General features: G+C 38.6%; 22 protein-coding genes and 1 other RNA gene. 8 read left to right on the top strand and 15 right to left on the bottom strand.

Annotation, left to right across the window (positions count from 1 at the left end):
* Positions 1–383 precede the first annotated feature (383 nt).
* From Q360_RS0100990 to Q360_RS0100980, 3 genes are read right to left on the bottom strand one after another with little or no spacing between them, the layout of a single operon-like run.
* Entirely contained in the window at positions 384–920 is a 537-nt protein-coding gene (locus tag Q360_RS0100990) for an RsmD family RNA methyltransferase (protein ID WP_027075427.1), read from the bottom strand.
* Positions 920–1756 (bottom strand): DUF3822 family protein, encoded by an 837-nt coding sequence (locus Q360_RS0100985; protein ID WP_036194716.1) that lies wholly within the window; start codon positions 1754–1756, stop codon positions 920–922. The genes Q360_RS0100990 and Q360_RS0100985 overlap by 1 nt, the downstream gene beginning before the upstream one ends.
* Positions 1734–2384 carry a hypothetical protein gene (locus tag Q360_RS0100980; protein WP_027075425.1) on the bottom strand — a complete coding sequence of 217 codons (651 nt, stop codon included), beginning with the start codon at positions 2382–2384 and terminating at the stop codon, positions 1734–1736. The genes Q360_RS0100985 and Q360_RS0100980 overlap by 23 nt, the downstream gene beginning before the upstream one ends.
* A 102-nt stretch (positions 2385–2486) precedes the next feature.
* Here Q360_RS0100980 and Q360_RS0100975 point away from each other — a divergent pair, with 102 nt between their 5' ends.
* The 6 genes from Q360_RS0100975 (at position 2487) to Q360_RS0100950 (ending at position 7869) form a co-directional block, all read left to right on the top strand.
* On the top strand, positions 2487–3920 hold the full coding sequence (locus tag Q360_RS0100975; RefSeq protein ID WP_027075424.1) for an ATP-dependent DNA helicase: 1434 nt from the start codon (positions 2487–2489) through the stop codon (positions 3918–3920).
* Between the two features lie 100 nt (positions 3921–4020).
* Positions 4021–4596 (top strand): DUF4126 domain-containing protein, encoded by a 576-nt coding sequence (locus tag Q360_RS0100970; RefSeq protein WP_027075423.1) that lies wholly within the window; start codon positions 4021–4023, stop codon positions 4594–4596.
* 134 nt (positions 4597–4730) lie between these two features.
* Positions 4731–5444: a 3-deoxy-manno-octulosonate cytidylyltransferase gene (gene kdsB, locus Q360_RS0100965; protein WP_027075422.1), complete on the top strand. Its 714-nt coding sequence runs from the start codon at positions 4731–4733 to the stop codon at positions 5442–5444.
* Positions 5435–6133, top strand: coding sequence for an HAD family hydrolase (locus Q360_RS0100960; RefSeq protein WP_027075421.1), 699 nt, complete (start codon positions 5435–5437; stop codon positions 6131–6133). The genes kdsB and Q360_RS0100960 overlap by 10 nt, the downstream gene beginning before the upstream one ends.
* A 9-nt stretch (positions 6134–6142) precedes the next feature.
* Positions 6143–7270, top strand: a complete 1128-nt coding sequence (locus Q360_RS0100955) for an iron-containing alcohol dehydrogenase family protein (protein ID WP_051554504.1) — start codon at positions 6143–6145, stop codon at positions 7268–7270.
* 56 nt (positions 7271–7326) lie between these two features.
* On the top strand, positions 7327–7869 hold the full coding sequence (locus tag Q360_RS0100950) for a 1-acyl-sn-glycerol-3-phosphate acyltransferase (protein ID WP_027075419.1): 543 nt from the start codon (positions 7327–7329) through the stop codon (positions 7867–7869).
* Between the two features lie 138 nt (positions 7870–8007).
* Here the strand turns inward: Q360_RS0100950 and Q360_RS0100945 are convergent, their stop codons facing one another.
* Positions 8008–9519 carry an NADP-dependent isocitrate dehydrogenase gene (locus Q360_RS0100945; RefSeq protein ID WP_051554503.1) on the bottom strand — a complete coding sequence of 504 codons (1512 nt, stop codon included), beginning with the start codon at positions 9517–9519 and terminating at the stop codon, positions 8008–8010.
* A 375-nt stretch (positions 9520–9894) separates the two neighbouring features.
* Positions 9895–10234, bottom strand: an RNA gene (rnpB, locus tag Q360_RS24385) — RNase P RNA component class A.
* Between the two features lie 107 nt (positions 10235–10341).
* Here rnpB and Q360_RS0100940 point away from each other — a divergent pair.
* A complete protein-coding gene (locus Q360_RS0100940) occupies positions 10342–12183 on the top strand; it encodes a DNA polymerase III subunit gamma/tau (protein WP_027075417.1) in 1842 nt (613 codons plus the stop codon).
* Here Q360_RS0100940 and Q360_RS0100935 read toward each other — a convergent pair.
* From Q360_RS0100935 to Q360_RS0100905, 7 genes are read right to left on the bottom strand one after another with little or no spacing between them, the layout of a single operon-like run.
* Entirely contained in the window at positions 12172–12525 is a 354-nt protein-coding gene (locus Q360_RS0100935; protein WP_027075416.1) for a transmembrane 220 family protein, read from the bottom strand. The genes Q360_RS0100940 and Q360_RS0100935 overlap by 12 nt on opposite strands.
* 6 nt (positions 12526–12531) lie before the next feature.
* A complete protein-coding gene (locus Q360_RS0100930; RefSeq protein WP_027075415.1) occupies positions 12532–13905 on the bottom strand; it encodes an alkaline phosphatase family protein in 1374 nt (457 codons plus the stop codon).
* Position 13906: 1 nt separating this feature from the next.
* The gene (eboE, locus tag Q360_RS0100925; RefSeq protein ID WP_027075414.1) at positions 13907–15100 is read right to left on the bottom strand and encodes a metabolite traffic protein EboE; all 1194 of its coding nucleotides are present in this window, start codon (positions 15098–15100) and stop codon (positions 13907–13909) included.
* A gap of 7 nt (positions 15101–15107) precedes the next feature.
* On the bottom strand, positions 15108–16268 hold the full coding sequence (locus Q360_RS0100920; RefSeq protein ID WP_027075413.1) for a 3-dehydroquinate synthase: 1161 nt from the start codon (positions 16266–16268) through the stop codon (positions 15108–15110).
* A 5-nt stretch (positions 16269–16273) separates the two neighbouring features.
* A complete protein-coding gene (gene eboC, locus Q360_RS0100915; RefSeq protein WP_027075412.1) occupies positions 16274–17173 on the bottom strand; it encodes a UbiA-like protein EboC in 900 nt (299 codons plus the stop codon).
* 1 nt (position 17174) lies between these two features.
* A complete protein-coding gene (locus Q360_RS0100910; RefSeq protein ID WP_027075411.1) occupies positions 17175–18083 on the bottom strand; it encodes a TatD family hydrolase in 909 nt (302 codons plus the stop codon).
* A 3-nt stretch (positions 18084–18086) separates the two neighbouring features.
* Positions 18087–18965 (bottom strand): EboA domain-containing protein, encoded by an 879-nt coding sequence (locus tag Q360_RS0100905; RefSeq protein WP_245603119.1) that lies wholly within the window; start codon positions 18963–18965, stop codon positions 18087–18089.
* Positions 18966–19059: 94 nt separating this feature from the next.
* Here Q360_RS0100905 and miaE point away from each other — a divergent pair, with 94 nt between their 5' ends.
* Positions 19060–19641 carry a tRNA-(ms[2]io[6]A)-hydroxylase gene (gene miaE, locus Q360_RS0100900; RefSeq protein ID WP_027075409.1) on the top strand — a complete coding sequence of 194 codons (582 nt, stop codon included), beginning with the start codon at positions 19060–19062 and terminating at the stop codon, positions 19639–19641.
* Here miaE and Q360_RS0100895 read toward each other — a convergent pair.
* The 3 genes from Q360_RS0100895 to Q360_RS0100885 are packed head-to-tail and all read right to left on the bottom strand — an operon-like array spanning position 19638 to position 23113.
* Entirely contained in the window at positions 19638–20531 is an 894-nt protein-coding gene (locus tag Q360_RS0100895) for a Ppx/GppA phosphatase family protein (protein ID WP_027075408.1), read from the bottom strand. The two genes, miaE and Q360_RS0100895, sit on opposite strands and share 4 nt — an antisense overlap.
* A 12-nt stretch (positions 20532–20543) precedes the next feature.
* Positions 20544–22628 carry a polyphosphate kinase 1 gene (gene ppk1 / locus Q360_RS0100890; protein WP_027075407.1) on the bottom strand — a complete coding sequence of 695 codons (2085 nt, stop codon included), beginning with the start codon at positions 22626–22628 and terminating at the stop codon, positions 20544–20546.
* On the bottom strand, positions 22625–23113 hold the full coding sequence (locus Q360_RS0100885; protein WP_027075406.1) for a SixA phosphatase family protein: 489 nt from the start codon (positions 23111–23113) through the stop codon (positions 22625–22627). The genes ppk1 and Q360_RS0100885 overlap by 4 nt, the downstream gene beginning before the upstream one ends.
* Between the last annotated feature and the right edge of the window lie 11 nt (positions 23114–23124).

Below are 23124 nucleotides of genomic sequence, written 5' to 3'. Positions count from 1 at the left end.
AATTCCAATAGGTTACTGATTAAATAAACAAAACATAGTACTTTTTAAAGTAAAATATTCGCTTGGAGGGGTGATTAGCAAAAGCTACCGTTTTAGCTAAAATAAACACTCTTTGTAGCCTATATCTGTAAATTAAACAACGCTCAAAACGCGGCATAGTTAAAGTTTGAAAAATTCCGATTTTTACAAAACCTATCGTATAATTGAGCGAGATTATAGTTGCGTTAATAATCAACTCTAGACAGATTCAACCAAAAGATATGAGGCGATTTATTCAGGATAAATCAATGCCCTTTAATCTAAGTCCAAGTTTAGAAATTTTTACAAAATGGAAGATAAAGAAAGTCCCGTGATGGAAAGAAAGTATATGCTTATCGCTATTATCAATCCCCAAAAAAACTAAAAACACTCCCCCCATACTTGCGAGAATTCTGAAAATTTGGCAGATAATCAAGATTCATACGCTTAGAATGCTCTATAACCAAAACACCGTCTGCTAAGAGCATGTTGCTAGCAAAGACCAACTCAGGAATTTTAGCAAAATCAGTCTCATCCATATCATAAAATGGATCAGCAAAAATAATATCAAATTGCCTTGTATTTTTAGATAAAAACGAAAAGACATCGTTTTGTATCGTTTGAATTCCAAGTTCTAATTGAGCATTTACTTTGTTTATATACGTAATACAACCCATATTCATATCAACTGCCGTTATAGCATCTACTCCTCTAGAGGCAAACTCATAGCTGATATTACCGGTTCCTGCAAAAAGATCTAGCACCTTAATATCAGCAAAATAATACTGATTATTCAAGATATTAAAAAGCGCCTCTTTCGCCATGTCTTTGGTAGGTCGTACAGGTAAGTTCTTTGGAGCAATAAGATGTCTTCCTTTATGTTTACCAGATATTATGCGCATTATAGGGTGTTTAAAACTGTAAAGTCGATTCGTTCAGCTTCTGGGTCGCCCAACTGCAAATGCTGGGGAGAGGAGGGTGTAAAAATGAGTATGTTTTTTATGTAATTTTGGCAAAGGTCATAAATTGCATCATCTTCCTCTATTGCTCCAAATAACTTTACAGGTACTCGATCACTGTCCAGCTCTAACTGCTCTAGTACAAATAAAAGGTAGTAGGCGAAATCTTCCTTAGTCTCATATAGAAAGCTATTATAGAGCAAAAGCCTTTTTTGTGCAATAACGCAAATATCCAACTGTTTTTTACTTACATGCGCATAGCAAATCGCCTCTTTAGTGTTTCCATATCCATTTAATAATGATTGTATGATAATGGTGCCGTTATGCAAAAAAGTGAACTCACCAAAAATATCATATACATAGTTATTAATATTGGCATAAGGAACATAAACGGTAATCATATCTTGGTTTTCTACCTCATCGTAAGCTAAGGTATCTGTTTGGAATACTCGGGTATTGAATTTTAGGTATTCGGAAAGTGAATTTGAATCAAACAGTGCTTTGGGAACAAGACAAAACAAGGTGTTTCTATGTATTACGGTAACCTCATCAAACTGCTTTTGGTGCAGTTCATGCTTTTTAAATAGCTGTTCTAATTGGGACTGTACTGCTATAATATTTAACTCTTCTGGAAAAAGTATCATATCAGAATAGCGAATTTTATGCGACACGGTATCCGCCACACAAAAAGAAAGTCCATTCAAGCTAACTTGAATGGACAATTTCTGAAAATTTTTATCGGCTATATCCGAGCTATTATTTTTTCTCTTTTCTATCATATACTGGTGGCCAGTTACCACTTGTACTTACTTCATCCATAGAACCAACCGTAATATCAGGTCCATTTACCTCTTCTACACTCATTTGTGAATTTTCTCGTGAAACCAAATCTTTCGGCTGATCACTTAGTAAAATACTTTTAGCAACCTTTGCTATAAATACTGGAGCACGGTACCCGCTCTTTTCAATAAAGCCAGCATCCATGGTAATCTTTTCTCCATTAGGTGCTCCTGGAATTTCCATGAGATTCTTGAATCTTGTATCCTTTTTAAACAAAGAATCACGTACAGATACAAATGCTAAAGTATCTATAATTTTTACTTCATTTAACATATCAATCTGGTACGTTTTATCAAACTCCATAAAAGAAGAATCACGTTGTTGCGTTATTACATAACTACCAGTATCGATGAATTTGATAAGGCTTTTGAAATCCTTAGCATACTTACCGTTGACAGTTTTATAGGCCTCTTGAGTATTCCTAATATCCTTCAACTTGGCAACGACTTTGCCAAATCGTTCTACTTTAACTTTTTTAAATTCAATAGGTCCGGTAACCGAATTGTAAATAAGGTATCCCAAACCAATACAAGAAATCCAAAGTACTATTTGAATAATGGTCTTCATTTCGTTAAGTGTTATTTTAATTTAGTGGTTACAACAAATCTACAATTTTTTTTTAATGAGAAAAGTTTTTGCCCAAAAAATCATCTTTATCTTTGTCCTTGCATGAAAGCACTTACACCATCCACGTATTATAAGGAGTTAATTACCAAGTTCCCACATGAGCCAACGTTAAAACAACAGATAGCCTTAGAAAAGTTGGCATTCTTTGTATTATCTAAGGAAAAAGATGAAGTTTTCCTACTAAAAGGCTTTGCTGGTACTGGAAAGACCACGCTAATTGGCACTGTAGTAAACAGTTTGTGGAAGTCGCGTATGAAATCTGTTTTAATGGCTCCTACCGGGCGGGCGGCCAAGGTAATGTCTAACTATTCCAAAACACAAGCGTTTACTATCCATAGAAAAATATATTTCCCAAAAAAACAAGGAGGTGGCAGTATTCAATTTGTTTTGGCACCCAACAAACATCGTGACACGCTGTTTATCGTAGATGAGGCTTCCATGATTCCGGATAGAGCTACGGACTCTAAATTATTTGACAATGGCTCCCTGTTAGACGATTTAATGATGTTCGTCTATTCTGGTCACAATTGTAAGCTATTATTGATTGGTGATACCGCTCAATTACCGCCTGTTCATTTAAGCTTAAGTCCTGCTTTAGATGCCAGTATTATTTCCTTAAATTATAACAAGGAAGTCATTGGTTTAGAGTTGGACGAGGTAATGCGGCAAGCCGAGGATTCTGGAATTTTGGTCAATGCCACCCTACTAAGGGAACAGCTACAAGGCGAATTTTTCGAAAGTTTTAAGTTTGATGTACTTCCTTACACCGATATTATTAGGCTAATTGATGGGTACGAAATCCAAGAGGCCATAGACGAGTCCTACTCACAAAATGGAAAAGAAGAAACCGCTTTCATCGTTAGATCCAACAAAAGAGCGAATCTCTACAACCTTAATATCAGAGAACGCATCCTGTTTTTAGAGAATGATTTGGCGGCAGGGGATTTTATGATGGTAGTAAAAAATAACTATTTCTGGCTCACACCCAATTCAGAGGCTGGATTTATTGCCAATGGAGATATTATTGAAATTCTTGAAATTTTCAACTTTAAGGAAATTTACGGATTCAAGTTTGCCGAAGTAAAAGTACAAATGGTAGATTATCCCAATATGACGCCTTTTGAAACGGTTTTACTATTGGATACCATAAAAGCAGAATCTCCTTCGCTTTCTTACGAGGAGGGCAACCGTCTTTACCAAGAGGTAATGAAGGATTATGCGCACGAAACATCCAAGTACAAAAAGTTTTTGGGCGTAAAAAACAACAAATATTTCAATGGTCTTCAAGTTAAGTTTTCTTATGCCATTACTTGCCACAAGTCACAAGGTGGACAATGGGACACGGTATTTGTAGAGCAGCCTTATCTACCCAACGGCATAGATAAAGAGTATTTAAGATGGCTCTATACTGCAGTGACCCGTGCCAAACGAAAATTATATTTGATTGGCTTTAAGAACGATTTTTTTGTTGAATAGGAAAAGGCTATTTTAGTATTAGCGTAGGTTTCGCATTAGAAACAGTATATTTTTTTACATCCACCTGCTACACTGAGAACCTTAAATATCAAAACAGAAAATGACAACGGAAACCATGTCGAGTATATTTTTAGGAATTGGCTTGGCGGCATCCGTTGGGTTCCGAGTATTCCTTCCACTTTTTGCGCTTAGCCTCGCTGCCTACTTTGGTACATGGGAGCTGAACGATAGTTGGCAATGGATTGGCAGTCTAGCGGCATTACTCACCTTGGGTGTAGCTACAGGTACAGAAATTTTTGGCTATTTTATTCCTTGGGTCGATAATCTATTGGACAGTATCGCGATACCTTTAGCGGCCATTGCGGGTACTGCAATAATGGTATCTACAGTTGCCGGATTAGACCCGATAATAACCTGGTCATTGGCAATCATAGCAGGTGGCGGTACCGCTACTGCTATTAAAGGTGCTGGAGCTACAGGAAGACTAGCCTCAACAGCAACCACAGGCGGATTAGCAAATCCTGTGTTAGCCACCGTAGAAACAGGAACAGCAATTGTCGTAACTGCTGCGTCTATATTTGCACCGATATTGGCAGCTGTTTTAGTAATTATTATTTTGGTGATTATTTTTAGAATATACAGAAAGCTAAGGCCTGAAAGGAGCATGCACACCTAAAACGCCTATTTGAAGTTCTAAAATTGGGCAAATCAGTATTAGTTAACTAAAATATGGTACGCAAATATGAAAACAAAAAGTACTTTCGCAATTATAACAAAACATAATCCTCAAGAAAAGTGAAAATTATCGCCATGATTCCTGCCCGGTATGCGGCCTCTAGATTTCCTGCAAAACTCATGCAAGACCTTTCTGGAAAACCGGTCATCGTACGTACCTACGAAGCAGCTGTAAAAACAGGACTTTTTGATAATGTGTACGTAGTAACGGACAGTGCTATTATCTTCGAAACCATAACCAAAGCAGGTGGTTTGGCTATAATGAGCAAAAAGGAACATGATTGCGGTAGTGATCGTATTGCAGAAGCAGTAACGCAGATGGACGTAGATATTATCGTAAACGTACAAGGAGACGAACCCTTTACGGATCGTGAAAGCCTAGCTGGCGTAATGGAGGTGTTTAAGAGCGATGTCGCTAAGGAAATCGATTTGGCATCATTGATGGTTCAAATTACAGATAAGGACGAAATAAACAACCCAAACACCGTAAAAGTGATTGTGGATAATAGGAACTTTGCATTATACTTCTCACGTTCACCAATTCCTTTCTGCAGAGCAAAGGATGTTGGTACAATCTACTATAAACATAAAGGTATTTATGCCTTCCGAAAAAGTGCTTTAATGGATTTCCAACGATTGCCAATGCTTACATTAGAGGCTACCGAAAAAATAGAAGCGATAAGATATCTCGAATACGGAAAAAAAATAAAAATGGTAGAGACTTCCGTTTCCGGAATAGAAATAGATACCCCAGAAGATTTGGAAAAAGCGCAAGCGGCATGGAGATAGCTTTTAAAGAAATAAAAGTAATCGGTTTCGATGCAGATGACACCCTTTGGGTAAACGAAACCTATTTCAGAGAGGCAGAAGAACAATTTGCAACACTTTTGGAGCCTTATGAAACCAAAAATAAGATAGATCAGGAGCTGTTTAAAATGGAGATGAAAAACCTAGCGCTATACGGGTATGGCATTAAGGGTTTTATGCTATCCATGATAGAGTCGGCGTTGGAGCTATCTAACAATGAAATTCCACAGGCAACACTACTAAAACTATTAGATATCGGAAAACAGATGATTGCCCATCCTGTGGATATTTTGGAAGATGTAGAAGCCGTACTGGAGCAATTAAAGGGCAAGTATCGATTGATTGTCCTTACCAAAGGTGACCTGCTAGACCAAGAACGTAAACTGGACCGTTCTAACCTATCTGATTATTTTCATCACGTAGAAGTATTGAGCGATAAGAAGGAAAAGAATTACAAAGACCTGCTAGAACATCTAGAAATTTCTCCGAATGAATTTTTGATGATAGGCAATTCTTTAAAATCGGACGTATTACCTTTGGTAAATATTGGTGCTAGTGCAGTTCACGTACCTTTTCATACTACATGGAAACATGAGGAAGTACGTGCCCCAAAAAAGAATTCTGGATACATCACTGTTCAGAAGTTAACAGACGTACTAGCTTATCTATAACGTATTATAATGGAGATTAAAAAAGAAAGAAGATTGAAGAACATACCTACTAAATCATCAGAAAAGTACCGTAATTTCCCCATGGTTCCCCGGGTAGTTTTTGGTAAGGGAAGCTTTGACCAATTGGGGGATATATTAATGCCTAAAAGAAAACACTCAGAGGCTCCTGTTGTATATCTGGTAGATGACGTTTTTGAAGGAGCCGAACTTGCACAACGCATTCCTACTATATTCTGCGATCAACTTATTTTCGTTTCTGCAGATGAAGAACCTAGCACATTTCAGGTAGATGCCCTAGTAACCATGATTAAGGATAACTTCCAAGAACTACCTTCTGGCATAGTAGGTATCGGTGGCGGCACTCTTTTAGACCTTTCCAAGGCCGTGGCAATCCTTTTGACCAACGAGGGCAGCGCGGCAGCGTATCAGGGATGGGATATGGTACATAAAAAAGCAATTTACCATGTTGGTATACCCACAATAAGCGGAACAGGAGCAGAAGTATCCAGAACCACAGTCCTTTTAGGTCCCGATAAAAAACTAGGTATAAATTCTGATTTCACGACGTTCGACCAAGTAATACTAGACCCTGAACTAACCAAAGGCGTCTCAAAAGAACAATGGTTTTATACAGGAATGGATTGTTTTATTCATTGTATAGAATCACTAGAGGGCACTTTTCTAAATGCTTTTAGCCAAAGTTATGGTGAAAAAGCGTTGGAACTTTGTAAAGAGGTTTTCCTTAGCGATATCCCAGAAGGTGAATCTAGAGATAAATTGATGATGGCTTCTTGGCATGGAGGTATGAGTATAGCCTACTCGCAAGTAGGAGTAGCCCATGCACTCAGTTACGGGTTAGGGTTTCTTTTAGGTGTAAAACATGGTATTGGTAATTGTTTGGTATTTCAACATCTGCAAGAGTTTTACCCTGATGGCGTTAGGCTTTTTAACAAAATGATAGAAAAACATGAGATTACCTTGCCAACAGGCATTTGCCAGCACCTTACAGACTGCGAATTTGACAAAATGGTTGCTATAGCTTTGGGAATGGAGCCCTTATGGGAAAACGCCTTAGGACAAAACTGGAGAGCTGTTATCACTCCAGAAAAGCTTACATCGATTTATAAAAAAATATAGGGTCCCCTTCGTTATAAAAATATGAGCACACCAAAGCTTATAATAAAACATACTGCATGCATAGCGTAGCTAAATTTATATACTTTAAAGTGCTAAAATGGTCCCTAGTTGGCGATTTTCCCTCTCATGTTAAGAAGTGTGTCATCATTGTAGTGCCACATACAAGTTGGTGGGATTTTTTATTGGGCATACTCGTACGTAATGTATGGAAAGAGGAAATTAATTACATAGGAAAGAAAAGCCTTTTTGATTCGCCGTTCGGTTGGTTTTTTAAATGGACAGGAGGGACACCTATAGACCGAAGTAAAACAAATGATACCGTGTCTGCCATTACAAAGGTCTTTAGCGAAAAGGACAAGTTTAGACTTTCCCTCTCCCCAGAAGGTACGCGAAAAAAAGTAAGTCAATGGAAAACCGGATTTTATTTTATCGCAAGAGCAGCAAAAGTGCCTGTAGTCATGGTAGCTTTCGATTACGGAAAGAAACAAATAAAAGTTTCGCAACCCCATTCCCCTACCACCGACCAAGAAGCTGATTTTAAAATATACGAAGCTTTTTTTAAGGGTGTAAACGGAAAAGTGGCCCAAAATAGTTTTTAACTCCACCTATGGTTTGACATAATTGTACAATGAGCAAAGACAAAGGTTCTTCTTATCAAATCTAAAGCAACAAAAAATCCACGTCTCCACGTGGATTTTTAACTAACACTAACAAACTAAAACTTTATAGGCATACTTTTATTCTCCCTGTCCTAAGGAAAAAGCTCTTTTACCATCAAATTCGTAGAGGTTTTCTGTTTTAATCACATCAAAACCCTCATCGTACAATTTGGATAATAAGGCCACTACTTGATCATAATCAACAGGGGAGTAGACAGGTTGTGCATCTACTTGGGTATCTTTTGAAACGAACCTACACCTCCAATGATCCGTACAGTAGGTCTCTTTCATACCACTTGGAAATACTTTAACACCTCTATTGGTAATCATTTTGAGCTTTAATTTAAAAGCATCCAAGCTGGATAATGCTTGCCCTATTTCCTCTGGGTCAGACCCTTTCCAATCTATAAAAATATCCACACCCAATAATATTTTCTTTTCTACTCTTCTCTTATAAGTTGGAATTGTTATGGTACCTGTCCCCTCGGCCATATTGCTTGTAGGAAGTTTATGAGGTGTTTGACCCAACTTAGCAATAACGGCATCTGCAAACTCGGAGGTCGTTACCTTTTTCTTACTATTTTTTTCATTATAAATATCCGCAGTGTGGTATCCGGCTTCGATAGTAGCCAACCAAGCATTCTTTATTTTATCACCAATCGGTGCTTGACCCACATGAGCAAGCATGGAAATAGAGGCGTTTATTAACCCAGACGGATTTGCCATATTCTTACCCGAAATGTCTGGAGCAGACCCGTGAATTGCTTCGAACATGGCCACGTTAGTGCCAATATTCGCAGAACCTGCCATTCCTACAGAACCTGCGATTTCCGCAACAATATCAGAAATGATATCTCCATACAAGTTAGAAGTAACCACAACATCATAATTTTCTGGATTAGCCGCTAAACGTGCTGCACCAATATCAATAATTTGAGCATCGCTCGTTATTTCTGGATACTCCGAAGCAATTTCATCAAAAACCTGATGAAAGAGACCGTCAGTAAGTTTCATAATATTATCCTTGACCATACAAGTCACTTTTTTACGACCATAAACTCTGGCGTATTCAAAAGCATAACGTACAATTTTTTCACAGCCTGGTCTGGTAATCAATTTTAAGCATTGTACCACATCCTGAGTTTGTTGATGCTCTATACCCGCATATAAATCTTCCTCGTTTTCTCTGATGACCACAACATCCATATTAGGAAAATGGGTTTGCACATAAGGGTATAAAGCACTTACTGGCCTAACATTGGCAAATAAACCAAGGGATTTTCTAAGCGTGACATTTAGGCTTTTATATCCTTTACCTTGAGGTGTGGTGATGGGTGCTTTTAATATCAGTTTATTCCTATTGATAACCTCCCAAGTCTCTTTCGCAATTCCCGTAGAATTACCAGAAAGATATACTTGTTCCCCAAGTTCTACATACTCAGGCTCTATATTCGCACCGGCAGCATTTAAGATTTTTAAAGTAGCGTCCATAATTTCAGGACCTATCCCGTCTCCTTTGGCTACAGCTATCTTTACCGCTTTGTTATTTAAAGTTTTCTGAGACTTTTCACGTAATACATCAGTTTTCATAGTTGGATGAATTTGTTTGCGGTGTAAATTTGAATATTTTAATTCATTTATTATTATTTATGTTTTTGATGAAAACCATTAATTATTTTAATGTATAAAATTGAAATTATTTTGATAGCATAAACTTCAACCTAGGCAGATAAGTCATACAACCGACTTCCGCTTGAGGAAATATTAAAATAGGCTTTGCAAATTGATATGAAAAGCTAGGAAGAAACTACAGTTGTTTCAGTCAGGATTACCCTGCCTACATCGGAAGATTCGATTGCGTAACTATGGGTTATGAAGTAAAAAAATAAACATTAAGAAAGAAAAGACCCTTCGCATTCTCTGAGGGTTAATTCGATACCACAAATCTAAATCTCACTATCTGAATAAAAAAGCAGGCCGTAAGCCGGATTCTGTTTACTCTGAACTAGGTTCAGAGACGCCTTATCATTTATCTAGGCCAGTGGTTGCCCAAAGGCTCTAACCGCCTACCCTTCGGCTCGGGCGTGCAGCCCTTTCCCGATTGCTATCGGGACACCGGTTTACATGACGTTTCACCGTATAGAGTTTACCTGGTTTCACTACAGCCGAACTGTACTTGCTTTCTGTTGCACTTGTCCTCACCTGACGGCGGACGGGCGTTACCCGCTATACTGCATTATGGTGTCCGGACTTTCCTCTTCCTACTGAAACAAGTTCAGCAGGAAGCGATAAGGTGGCCTGCTATGGGCAAATGTACTGCAATTGTTGATAACTAAAGATGATCTGTCTTTTAATTTCGATAAAGAATACCCTCCTATTTTTATATTTGTAACGGCGTTTAATTCACCAAATTTGGAACCATTTATTGTATCGGCACGGAAGTACAGACCCCAGACATTCAAGGATGTTGTTGGGCAACAATCCATTACAAATACACTTCAAAATGCAATCAATAATGACCACTTGGCGCAGGCTCTTTTATTTTGTGGCCCGAGAGGTGTTGGAAAAACAACCTGCGCTAGAATATTAGCCAAGCAAATAAATTCTGATGGTACCGAAAGTCCTGATGAGGATTTTGCTTTCAATATTTTTGAGTTGGATGCAGCGTCCAACAACGGAGTAGACCAAATACGAGAATTGATTGATCAAGTCCGTATTCCACCCCAAGTAGGTAAATATAAGGTCTATATTATTGATGAAGTACATATGCTATCTACAAATGCATTCAATGCATTTCTAAAAACCTTGGAGGAGCCTCCAAAACATGCCATTTTTATTTTGGCGACTACGGAAAAGCATAAAATTATCCCTACCATTCTATCGCGCTGTCAAATATTTGATTTTAAACGGATAACGGTAAAGGATGCCGCAGAATACTTGAAGTATATTGCGGAGAGCCAAGGTATAAATGCTGAGGAAGACGCCTTGCATATCATTGCACAGAAAGCGGATGGCGCTATGCGCGACGCTCTTTCCATTTTTGACCGTGTTGTAAGTTTTTCTGGAAAAGAATTGACCAGAAAAGCAGTTACCGAAAACTTGAATGTGCTCGACTACGACACCTATTTTAAGGTTACAGATTTTATCCTACAACACAACATTCCTCAGGCACTTATGCTTTTCAACGAAACCTTGGCGCTTGGTTTTGATGGGCACCATTTTATATCAGGACTCGCATCTCACTTTAGGGATTTGATGGTCTGTCAGCATCCGGAGACGATAGCGCTCTTAGAAGTAGGGGAAGCCGCACAGAAGAGCTATAGAGAGCAGTCGCAACGTACCTCTTCCAGTTTTTTGTTACGAGCCTTGGATTTGGCTAATGAGTGTGACCTCAACTATAAAACAAGTAAAAACCAGCGATTGCTGGTGGAGCTTACACTAATGAAACTTGCCTCTATCGATTTTGATGGAGAAAAAAAAAATCCTGAATCTCTAGCACTTCAGCATAAGACCATCGACTTTATTGCTCCTTCGGCTTTTTATCAAAATATTCCAACCCCTCCAAAAGCAGTTGCCACAAATCAAAAGACTCACGTACCTGCTGCCGAAAAACAGGTTGCGGAACCTAGTTCAACTATTCAGGTAAAAGAAGTAGTACCAGAAGAAGTAAAATCCGAACCAATTATAGCCGCTGAAAAAGAAGCTACAACCATTCCCCAACCAGAAGAAAATTCAGCACCAAAAGAAGCTGAAAACTCCCATGGCGGTAACTTAAATATAAATATTCCGGCAAAACGAGTATCTGGCCTATCCATATCTAGCTTAAAGGCAAAAAAGCAACACGAGCTAAATAAAATAGAAGTTGTTATAGACGAAGATGCCCTACCCAAAACTCCATTTACCCTAGAGACCTTGCTCCAACATTGGAACGATTTTGTTAACCAAATAGACGCCAAGGGTCAAAAAATATTGGCCTCTAACTTAAGTGTAGATATTCCTAAACTAAAGGATGATGTTATCATTTGTATTGAAATGCCCAACGATACAATGAAAAAGGAAATAGAGCGTGAAAATTATGAATTGATGGAGTATTTGAGAGCGAAACTCCATAATCACTTCATACAACTTCAAATTTCAGTTAACGAAAAAAGTGCTAAAAAATTCGCATTTACACCAGAAGAGAAATACGAAAAATTACGCGAAAAAAATCCAGCGATTGACCTACTGCGAAAAGAGTTCGACTTAGACCTTTGATTTTAGCCTTAACCTAATGGCATAAAGAAAACAGACCAAGGCGATAATCAACAATCCAAAAGCTTCCCTGCCTAACTCCACTGATTTGATATCACCATCATCTAAATCAAATCCTTGAAAATTAGTAGGATACAGATATAAAAAACCTATAGAACAAGCTATTCCAGCAAATAAAGGAACTAGAATAGTTAGCTTATCCAAGGCAAAAAGAAGAGAAATAGAGGCTGCAGCAATATAAATAATAATCCAAACTAAGGAATCTGTGTCATTATACTGTAGCGCGGCTCCGACAGCAAATAATCCCGTAAACAAAAAACCGATTATCTTAAATAACGTGTTCATCCCAATTTAATTTGTAACCTGATTTTCAATAATTTGATAGACATCCACAGCTTCAATAATACCCTCTTTAATTGCCGCGTTAGTATTGCTGATTAGTAGTGGATAATCCGCTATATCGTCGGGAATTCTACCATGCGATCCTTTTATCAAGCTAGCATCTATTGGAATAATGTTCATGACGGTTCTAAAACCTAATTTCTTTTTCAGGAGTTTCCCAACCACTTTTGCCATCACCAGTTTATCCTTAGGATCAGTCATCATTTCTACAGGATCATAGCCAGGCTTTTTATGAATATCTACCATACGCGCATAATCGGGCGCCTTGGTATCGTCCAACCAGAAATAATAAGTAAACCAAGAATCACTATCGGCCACCACCACCAAATCCCCACAACGTTCGTGCTGTAAGTGTTTCTTATCAATCTCATCCCCAGATAAGACTTGCTCTACCCCTTCTTGTTGACTGACTAATTTCTTGATATCGGCCAGATGTGCTTTATTTTTAACGTAAATATGCGCTATTTGATGGTCTGCCACCGCAAAGGCATCACTAACACCAGGGTCCAACAGCTCCAGACCTCTTTCTACTCGAATACTTAAATACCCGTTTTTGCGCAGCACCCTATTGAGATGTACCGGCCTGTTTACATTTGTAATTCCGTACTCGGACAGAAGTGTAATATTAGCCCCCGATTTTTCATAATGTTTTACGAGCTGCTGTACCACGCCATCAATCTCGTTTAAATCCTTCGAAATAACACTAAAATCTAACCCGCAGCGCTGTAGGTTATAATCTAGATGAGGCAAATAAATAAGGGTCAATGTAGGGTCATGAAGCTCGTCTGTCTGTATGGCTGCATTCGCTATCCATTGCGAAGAATTGATTGTTGTTTTTGGACCCCAAAACTCGAATAAGGGAAACTGTCCCAAAGAACCTTGCACGGTATCCCTAAGGGTGGCCGGTTGGGAATAAATATCTGGAATTTTACGACCGTCCGCTAAATAATTAGGCCTTGGCGTAATGCTATAATCTGCGGTGGAATACATATTATACCACCAAAAATGATTGGCACAGGTAAAACTAGCATCTTTCATTTTTAGGGCATCCCATATTTTGGGCTGTTGCACCAAATGGTTGGATTGACGCCAAAACTTGACCTCACATTCTTCCTTAAAATACCATCCATTCCCAACAATACCATGTTCCGAAGGCCATTTCCCTGTCAAATAGGTGGATTGTGCCGAACAGGTTACCGCAGGTAATACTGGTTTTATGTACGTAGCTTGTCCTTTTTCCAAAAAGGATTTAATAAAAGGGGTATGCTCACCAATGAGTCGTTTCGTGAGTCCCACAACATTTATTACAACAGTTTTCTTCATATTACATGCGATCTTTTAACCAATTCAGTTCCCGGATAATGGATTGGGTCACGTCTTCCTTTAAATCAGCTGGCAAGACGTCCCAAGTATAAGTCTCGATTTCCAAGTGCTCCGATATGACATCTTTCTTCAAATACGCCAAGGTCTTTAATATATGATCTTGTGTAGAATGTAACGCGCCAAACTTCTCCAAAAAGATAGGCACATGAAAATGTGCGCGCAACTCGGTAAAATCACCCTTATTTTCTAGTACGATAGGTAAATCGTTATACGTATGCACACCATTCCCCTTTTTCTCGGTTACTTGATGTAGATATGTAGGTTCGTTAAATTGGGAAAGTAAGTTCCAAACCGCTTCGTCATTAACCCCGTTAAATAAAATCTTCAAAGCGGCACTGACCTGTATTTTACCGGTCTTGATGTTTGCCTTCTTGAATTTAGAAAAAGTATCTTCGGGCTCTTCGTAGGCTAGTGAAAAATGGCAGATATCATAACAGACCGTAATATATCGTTTAATTAGTGCTTCCACTTCGACAGCATCTTTACCTAATAAATCTTGGAGCATTTCAACACCAATAGGTACTAGATACTCAGAATAAAATGATAAAACCTCATCACTATTTTCAAGCAATCCGTCCGGTTCTGGCTCTATATCCAGATGAAGGTATTTGCCTGTGTTGTTTTCTACATCGTATAAATGTTTTGCAACACGGACCATGTGTTCAGCACCTTTTCGAAAGGCTTTATTTTTATCCACATCGGTGGTATGCCAATATTTATAGCTAATAGGCGATGTGGAAATCCCACCAGAAAGTCCGTCTGGAAGCAAAATCGCTAACTGATTAAAAAGCCGAATCGTGTATCGTAAGCGGTTTTCAGTTGTCCAATCCGGCGCATGTACATTATCCTTTACACGTTCATCATGAAAATTACCGTAAGGAAAGCCGTTCATAGTAAATATATACACATCATGTTCTTCTAACCAATATTGAAATAAGGCCATATTTTGCCCTTTTTCAAGTTCTTCGCTAGCGGTATTGGACAATCGTAATCCTAAACCAAAAGAAGCCGAATCAGAGACGGCTGCCTTAATAGAGGGCACATGTTGCTTTAAGCTTTCAAAGGTATTTTCCCAATCCTGCCCCGGATGTATATTGGTGCAATAGGAAAGATGGTATGTATTGTCAATAAACATTTGATTACTAGTTTACGGTGGCGTACTTATTTAATTTGGCAATGGCTTGGGACATCAGTGTCATATCTATGGTATGTACATCGTATTTTTTACCTATTCCAGAGATAAGCGTAATAGTCAATTCGCCGCCGAGATGCTCTCTAAACTCTTCGATTCCACGCAGGAGCTCCTCTGTTTCAGCATTGGAGTTTAAAGGAAGGGACAAATCAAAACCAATAGCCAGCATTACCCCTAAAATATGCTGTAAATCACGTTCCGTTATCAGTCCAACCAAGTGTGCATACGTAAGATCCAAAGCAATACCTTTTGCAACGGCCTCTCCATGACGCAAGCTATAGTTGGTCATATATTCCATTTTGTGTGCTGCCCAATGTCCAAAATCCAATGGTCTTGAGGAGCCGGATTCAAATGGATCCCCACCTTGAGAAATATGGTGCATGTGCATTTCCGCACATTTATAAATGACATGGTGCATGACCTCCATATCCCTGTTCTTCAAATCAACCGCATGTTCTGCGATGTACTCAAAAAACTCGTTATCCTTGATGAGCGCCACTTTTATAGCTTCGGCCACTCCAGCAATCCAATCCCGCTGCTCCAAAGTCTTCAAAAAATCGCTATCGTTTATAATAGCGAAAGGTGGTGCGAAGGTGCCAAGAAAATTCTTTTTATCGAAGCTATTTACACTATTTTTCACGCCTACGGCAGCATCGTTCTGTGAAAGTACCGTAGTGGGAATACGAATTAATTTTACCCCTCTATGTGCAATTGCAGCAGCATATCCGGTCATATCAATAAGCGCTCCACCTCCAATGGCTATAACGAAAGAATGCCTACAAATAGCATTTTCATTTATACCTTTTAGCACAGCATCTATAGCTTCTGAACTATTTTTGGATTGCTCACCACCATGCAACACCATACTTTTTGTATGCTTCAATTGCTTGTGGTGCGCGGCGCAGTAGGCTTCAATTTGTGACAGTATACTAGGATGCACATCGGCAACACCCTTGTCAATAACAAAAAGCACCTTTACGGCTTCATTCGGTTTGTACTCCCTAATTATATCTGATAATAAGGAATTATCGATATGAAAAACACCATGCGTAAAATGCAATTGGTATTCATAAGGAACTGAAAACGTCTGTTTTATAGAAGATAATTGCATAATTCTTAAGTAACGGCAAAAAGTTTAGAGAGCATTAAAGATACGGGCAGAAGCAATAAAACCCCTAACCCAATATACCAATTGGAGAAACCTACTACCCAACAGGCATCCATGACTACTAAGGATAGTACACCAGCCATCACCGCTTTTTTGATATACGCTGGAGAATTGTCAGAATAGGCTTTTACCAATGGCTTGTAGATTAAAATAGCGAAAAGCAATAAAAACGGAGCTGCAATGGGTAAATTGGTACTGTGTATGGCGACACCCGTCGCAATCAAAATAAGTACAACCGCATACATAACCGCCGCCATAATAATATGCTTTTTATTATCTCCATGGACTTCTCCCCTGCTAATCAAGGTAATAGCAAAAATGTATAATACAGGAATAATCGCAATCCATATAATAGGTAGTTCGCCCAAAATCGATATTCCTAATAAAAGATTTAATCCTCTGCAAAGCCCCATGACCATAGGCCCAAAGAAGGAATGTGATTTTGCCACTGCATCGTACATATAAATAGTCGCCGCCAAGATGATGGCAATGTAACCCGATATATCAGAGACCAATACGGCCAAAGCACATCCTAAAAGCATGAGAATAGCACCAAGGGCAGCTGCTTCCTTTATAGAAACCACGCCCTTTGGAATTGGTCTCTCCGGGCGCTCCACGCCATCTAATTTAGCATCGAAAACATCGTTTAAAACCACACCTCCGGCGTATAAAAAAACCGATGCAAAAACCAATAGTACAATAGTTCCAGTATCTACAAGAAAAAAATCAATGGAAGCTATTCCACTAAAAAAGCAGGATATGGCAACACCTGCCAAAATATCGGCGGCTGCCGTTGGTAAATTAGCAGGTCTGCACAAACGAAGCAGCCCCATCAGTTTATTAGACATATTAGGTGATTTTATTTTCGTCTATTCTAGGCACCTGTCCGCGAAGCACGCTATTATCGTTAAACAATTGAGATTGATTAATACCGTTGGGATTCAACCAGTGCTCTTCTTTCATTCTCCCATTCTTACCAAAAGCATCCAAAGCATTTTGGTAGCATGTTTTTACTACGTCAGCCTTAGCAATACCTCTTTGTAACATTAATCCAGCGGTCTTAGGTACTGCCATAGGATCACTAACACCCCAGTCTGCTGAACTGTCTACGATAATATTGTCACTGCCAAATTTACGGACGACCTCTACCATGCGCTCGTTACCCATTTTAGTTTTAGGATAAATCGTAAATGCTGCTATAAAACCTCTATCTAAAACAGCTTTAACTGTTTCTTCATTGTTGTGATCTATAATTACATTTGACGGGTCCAAGCCATGTTCGATACAGACCTCCATACTTTTGATTGTACCCGCTTTTTTATCTCGGTGTGGCGTATGAACCTGAACCGTCATATTCAGTTCCTTGGCCATCTCCAACTGCATTCTAAAAAACTTGTCCTCGGCTGGAGTCTGATCGTCGTAACCAATCTCGCCAATAGCTACTACATTTTCTTTATGCAAATAGAGTGGTAAAAGTTCTATTACCTGTTCCGCCAGAGCTTCGTTATTTGCTTCTTTTGAATTTAGCCCAATCGTACAATAATGCTTAATTCCAAATTGAGCAGCCCTAAACGGTTCCCAACCTACCAAACTACTAAAATAATCTTGAAAGGAACCCACTTGGGTCCTAGGTTGCCCCAGCCAAAAAGAGGGCTCTATGACAGCCACAACACCCGCTGTAGCCATAGCCTCATAATCATCCGTCGTACGTGCACTCATATGTACATGAGGGTCTATAATCATCATCTTATCGCTCATAGTCTAGTTTTTTAAAGTATTCCAAGTTATTTTATTAGAAGCTATTTGCTGCTTCAACTCTGTGTGCTGCTCTAGTAATGCCGATGCGCTATCATCTTCTGAAAAATAACAACACAATGCACCTGCCTTGTTCTCTATAGGATTCTCACTGGTCAACAACTGTTTCATATCCGAAAGCAAGGTATCGTCCAAGAATTTAGAAACAGGTCTCCAGAACATAGGGTCGATGGTTCTTGAGGCCGCCCAACGCTCATGCGCATAATCCGAAATAATTCGGGCTAAATCAGCATTCGCTCTTTCCTCTACGGACTCAATCATTCCTAAATCCCGCTCCATAAAAGCCGCTTTCAGGTACATTTGGTTCCATTGTTGGTCGTTAAAAAATAAGGCAGGATAGGGGTTATTCAACGTAATAGCATCAAATATGATTGATATATTGGTTCGTAAGGCCTCTACAGCTGAAGATTTAAAACTTTCCGATTGCGGTAATATTGTTAAATACCTTAAAAAAGTTTCCAGTTCTGTTGTGTCAGCCACCTCAATAATCTTCGCTACTTCCCGAGTGTAAAATTCAGGATTCACCTCCAACACTTTCGTAAGCAAGTATATTCTTGACATCTGAAGTATATCTGCTCCGTGAGATTTAAAGTAAGAACTGGTTTCGTTGGTCGTTTCAGTATAGTTTACCTTTTGTTTTTTATCAAACTTGGATGCCAATAGACTATACGTCATGAATAAATCCCTTGCCGATTTTGAAATCTCTAGCTTGTTCGTTCTTTCCTTTAACCAATCCAATGCTTCTTTATTCGCATTGTCTCCTAAAACTTTGTAAATCGCTTCACTTTTCCGCATTACTTCTAATTTGTAAATTGCTTTTCTCAAAATTAATTATTAAAAGCCATTTAGCCTTATTTTTGCGGTGTAAAGAACGCTTTATGTTGGCAAGAAACAGTTCTTTTATATAAAACTAAAAACTATGCTAGGCCTAAAACTACCTACAGACCCAAGATGGGTGAATATTGTAGCAAAAAATATTGATGAAATTTTAACAGATCATGCCTATTGTGAGCAAAAAGCTGCGAGTACCGCAATATCGCTCATTGTATCTTTTCCTGAATATCCAGAACTTATTGAAGAAATGGTCGCTTTGTCTAGAGAGGAAATGGGACATTTTAAAATGGTTCACGATTTGATCCGGGAAAGAGGACAAACCTTGGGAAGGGATCGCAAGGATGAATACGTACTGGAATTGATAAAATTCTTTCCAAAAGGCGGAAGCCGAACGACACAACTTGTACATAGGCTATTATACGCTGCATTAATTGAAGCCAGAAGCTGCGAACGTTTCCGATTACTTTCAGAAGAATTGGAAGATAAAAACCTAGCAGAATTCTACCGAAAATTGATGATTAGCGAAGCGGGACACTACACCATGTTCCTGAAATTTGCACGTAAATACGGAGATTTAAAGGAGGTAAACCAAAAATGGGATGAACTTTTACAGTACGAAGCTCAAATCATGAAAGGCTTAGGAACAAAGGAAACGATTCACGGTTAAGGATTATGCTCAGTATAATACAGGTTTTTAATGATACCATCCGACAATCCAATTTTAGGTACATGTATTTTTTTAACCCCACTCCACTTTGCGGCAGAAAGAAAAATACGTGTAGCGGGAATGATAACATCTGCTCTATCTGGGTTTAAACCTAATTCAGATACGCGCTCTTCGTAACTCAGACTTTCTAAAAAATGGTATTGTGCATTCAACCAAAGGTAGGATACAGGTTCGCCTTCCTTGCGCCCCGACATTTTATGAAGTTTATTGATGTTTCCACCAGAACCAATAATGGATAATTTAGGAAAATTCTTAACGTTGACGGTAATCCATTCCTGTAATTTTTTCCAAATTCGGTCCCCTACCAAACCATTTAGTAAGCGCACCGTACCCAACTTAAAGGACTTGGATAGTTTTATTTTTCCGTCCGTAAATAAGGTAAATTCCGTGCTACCACCACCTACATCTATATACAAATATGATTGGTCTTGCCTAATAATATCCTTGAGGTCGGTAGACGCTATAATAGCAGCTTCCTGTTTGCCATCTATCACCTCTACCTGAATACCAGATTCAGTGGCAATCGTTGCTAGTACTTCATTACCATTGTTTGCCTCGCGCATGGCCGACGTGGCACAGGCCCTATATTTTTCAACTCCTGCAACTTCCATAAGAAGTTTAAACGCCTTCATGGCCTTCACCATGCGGTCAATATTGAGTTCTGAAATTTCTCCTACCGTGAATGAATCCTCGCCTAAGCGCACCGGTACTCTTATTAAGGAATTTTTACGAAACTGTGTTTTTTTTCCACGTTCCTCTATCACGTTATGCGTGAGCAAACGAATGGCGTTTGAGCCGATATCAATTGCCGCAAACTTTCTTATTTTCAAGAGTCAATAATTTTAGTCTTTCAATTTATCAAGATAATAATCATACACAGCAAATTGGGAACGTACTTTTTCTTTATCGTTCTTACGATACGCATTATCCTGTGCTTCATTAAAAAGACGTGCCTTTACATTGTCTGCCCAAGATATTTCAAAAGTATCCAAAAGTTCTTGCTTTATATCGGCGTCGTAAATAGGACAACCCACCTCTACCCTATTCTCTAAATTACGAGTCATAAAGTCAGCTGATGAAATATAAACACTAGTATCCCCGTCATTACAAAAAATGAACATTCTTGGGTGTTCTAAGAACTTATCGATAACACTAATAGCTTCAATATTCTCACTCATTCCTGTTACACCTGGAATAAGGCAACAAATACCCCTAACAATTAATTGAATTTTTACCCCAGCATTACTCGCTTTATATAATCGATCAACCATAGCGTAAGAGGTAAAACTATTCATCTTTATTTTGATAAACGCTTCTTTACCCGCTTGAGCATTTTCTATCTCTTTATCTATTAATTCTTTAAATACTTTAGTTGTGTAATGTGGAGATACTATTAAATGCTTGTATTTGTTTATTTTAAAAGTGGTTTCAAAGAAATCAAACACCTTGTTTAATTCCTTTAAAATAGGCTCATTAGCTGTAAACAAGGTATAGTCCGTATATATTTTAGCTGTAGATTCATTAAAATTACCGGTGCTTATAAAACCATATCGTTTCATTTGACCAGCTTCCTCACGCTCTATCAAACAGATTTTACTATGTACTTTTAAGCCCGGAACACCAAATATCAACTTAACGCCTTCTGCCTGGAGCTCTTCTGCATACCGTATATTGGCATGCTCGTCAAACCGTGCCCTAAGCTCTATCTGCAAAGTAACCTGCTTCCCATTTTTAACAGCATTAGACAAGCAAGCTGCTACTTGGGAATCATTTGCTAGCCTATACACGGTAATTTTGATAGTCTTCACCTTAGGGTCTAAGGCAGCTTCCCTTAAAAATTTCAAAACGTAGGCAAAGGTGTGGTACGGGGTGTACTGCAAGTAATCTTTTTCGCTGATTTTCTCCAATAAGCTTCCCTCAAGACTCAGTCCTTTTACCGGTAATGGAACTATTTTTTTGTATAACAAATCTTTCCTGCCCAAACTTGGAAAACTAAGATAATCTCTCTTATTATGATACCTACCACCAGGGATAATACTGTCGGTATCCTCGACATTCATCTTTTCCTTTAAGAACTGCAAGGTATCTTTCCCTATTTTTTTATCGTAAACAAAGCGTACTGGATTACTAATTTTACGCCCCTCTACACTGGAATAAATTTTTTCTATAAAACTCTTACTTAGGTCATTATCTATGTCCAGCTCAGCATCCCTTGTGATTTTTATCATATGGGCCGATATGGAACTATAATCGAACATCGTAAAGATGCTATCCATACAAAAACGAATCACATCGTCAAGCATGATAACGTAGTCCTTATTTCCTTCTCTAGGCAAGACCACAAAACGCTCTATTCCTTTTGGAATCTCAATAAGTGCATATCTTTTTTCTATTCTCCTTGATGTTTCTCGAGTACGATCGTCCCGTTTCAGCAACATTCTTACAGCTAAATAAGCTGCGGTATCTTTTAATGTTGGAAATTCAGCTAAATCACTAAGAATAATGGTCGTTAGTTGCGGACTAACATTTTGCAGAAAATACGTTTTTACAAATTTCTGCTGCGTCTCGGAAAGCTCTGTTTCTGTAATCAGAAAAACATTCTGTTCTTCTAGCTGCTTTTCAATTTCTCGTATGATTTCAATACTTTTGGCCTGTTGTTTTATTACAATTTTAGTAATTTCTTCCAATAGGTCCTTGGCCACTTCTCCGCCCAAAACACTTTTCCCCTTCTTACCTGCCTCCACAATACGTTTTACGGTTGCATAACGCACCATAAAAAACTCATCTAAATTATTAGAGAAAATTCCGGCAAAACGTAATCGTTCTATTAAAGGCACATTTTTATCTGCACTCTCTTGTAGGACCCGTTCATTAAATTTAAGCCAGCTTATTTCTCTGTTTATATATTGATTTTTACTTTTCATCATTTTTTTAACTGCTTTGGAAAAATGGTTCCTATAGTTGTTCCCTTGGAAATAGAAGTCCAAGATTGCTCATTAAATTGCAGGTGAACGAATCCGCCGGTTGGCACGTTTTCTATATGGGTGCTCCCTAATGAATTGGCAATATGGGTAAAAGCATGGTTATGTCCAAAAACTAAAATAGTATTCAGCTCATCCGGTAGGCTTTTTACAAATTCTAGCACATAATTTCCAGAAAAATCATATAACTCAGGAATTACTTTGAAGTTATCCAACGGAAACCTAAGTTGACGTAAACAAATCATAGCAGTGTGTAATGCCCTGTTTGCTGAACTCGAAAAGGCAAAATCCAACTGCACACCATTTTGGCTAAGCGCTTCGCCTACTAATTTCACATCGCTAATGCCCCTCTGTAACAAAGCCCGGTCCTCATCACTTACGTCGAGTTCCCATGACGATTTTCCATGACGCATTAAAAGTAAATTCTTCATTGATTTCTTAC

This window comes from Maribacter antarcticus DSM 21422 (assembly GCF_000621125.1).
Classification (GTDB): Bacteria; Bacteroidota; Bacteroidia; order Flavobacteriales; family Flavobacteriaceae; genus Maribacter; species Maribacter antarcticus.
This window is presented reverse-complemented; position numbering and strand designations above follow the sequence as displayed.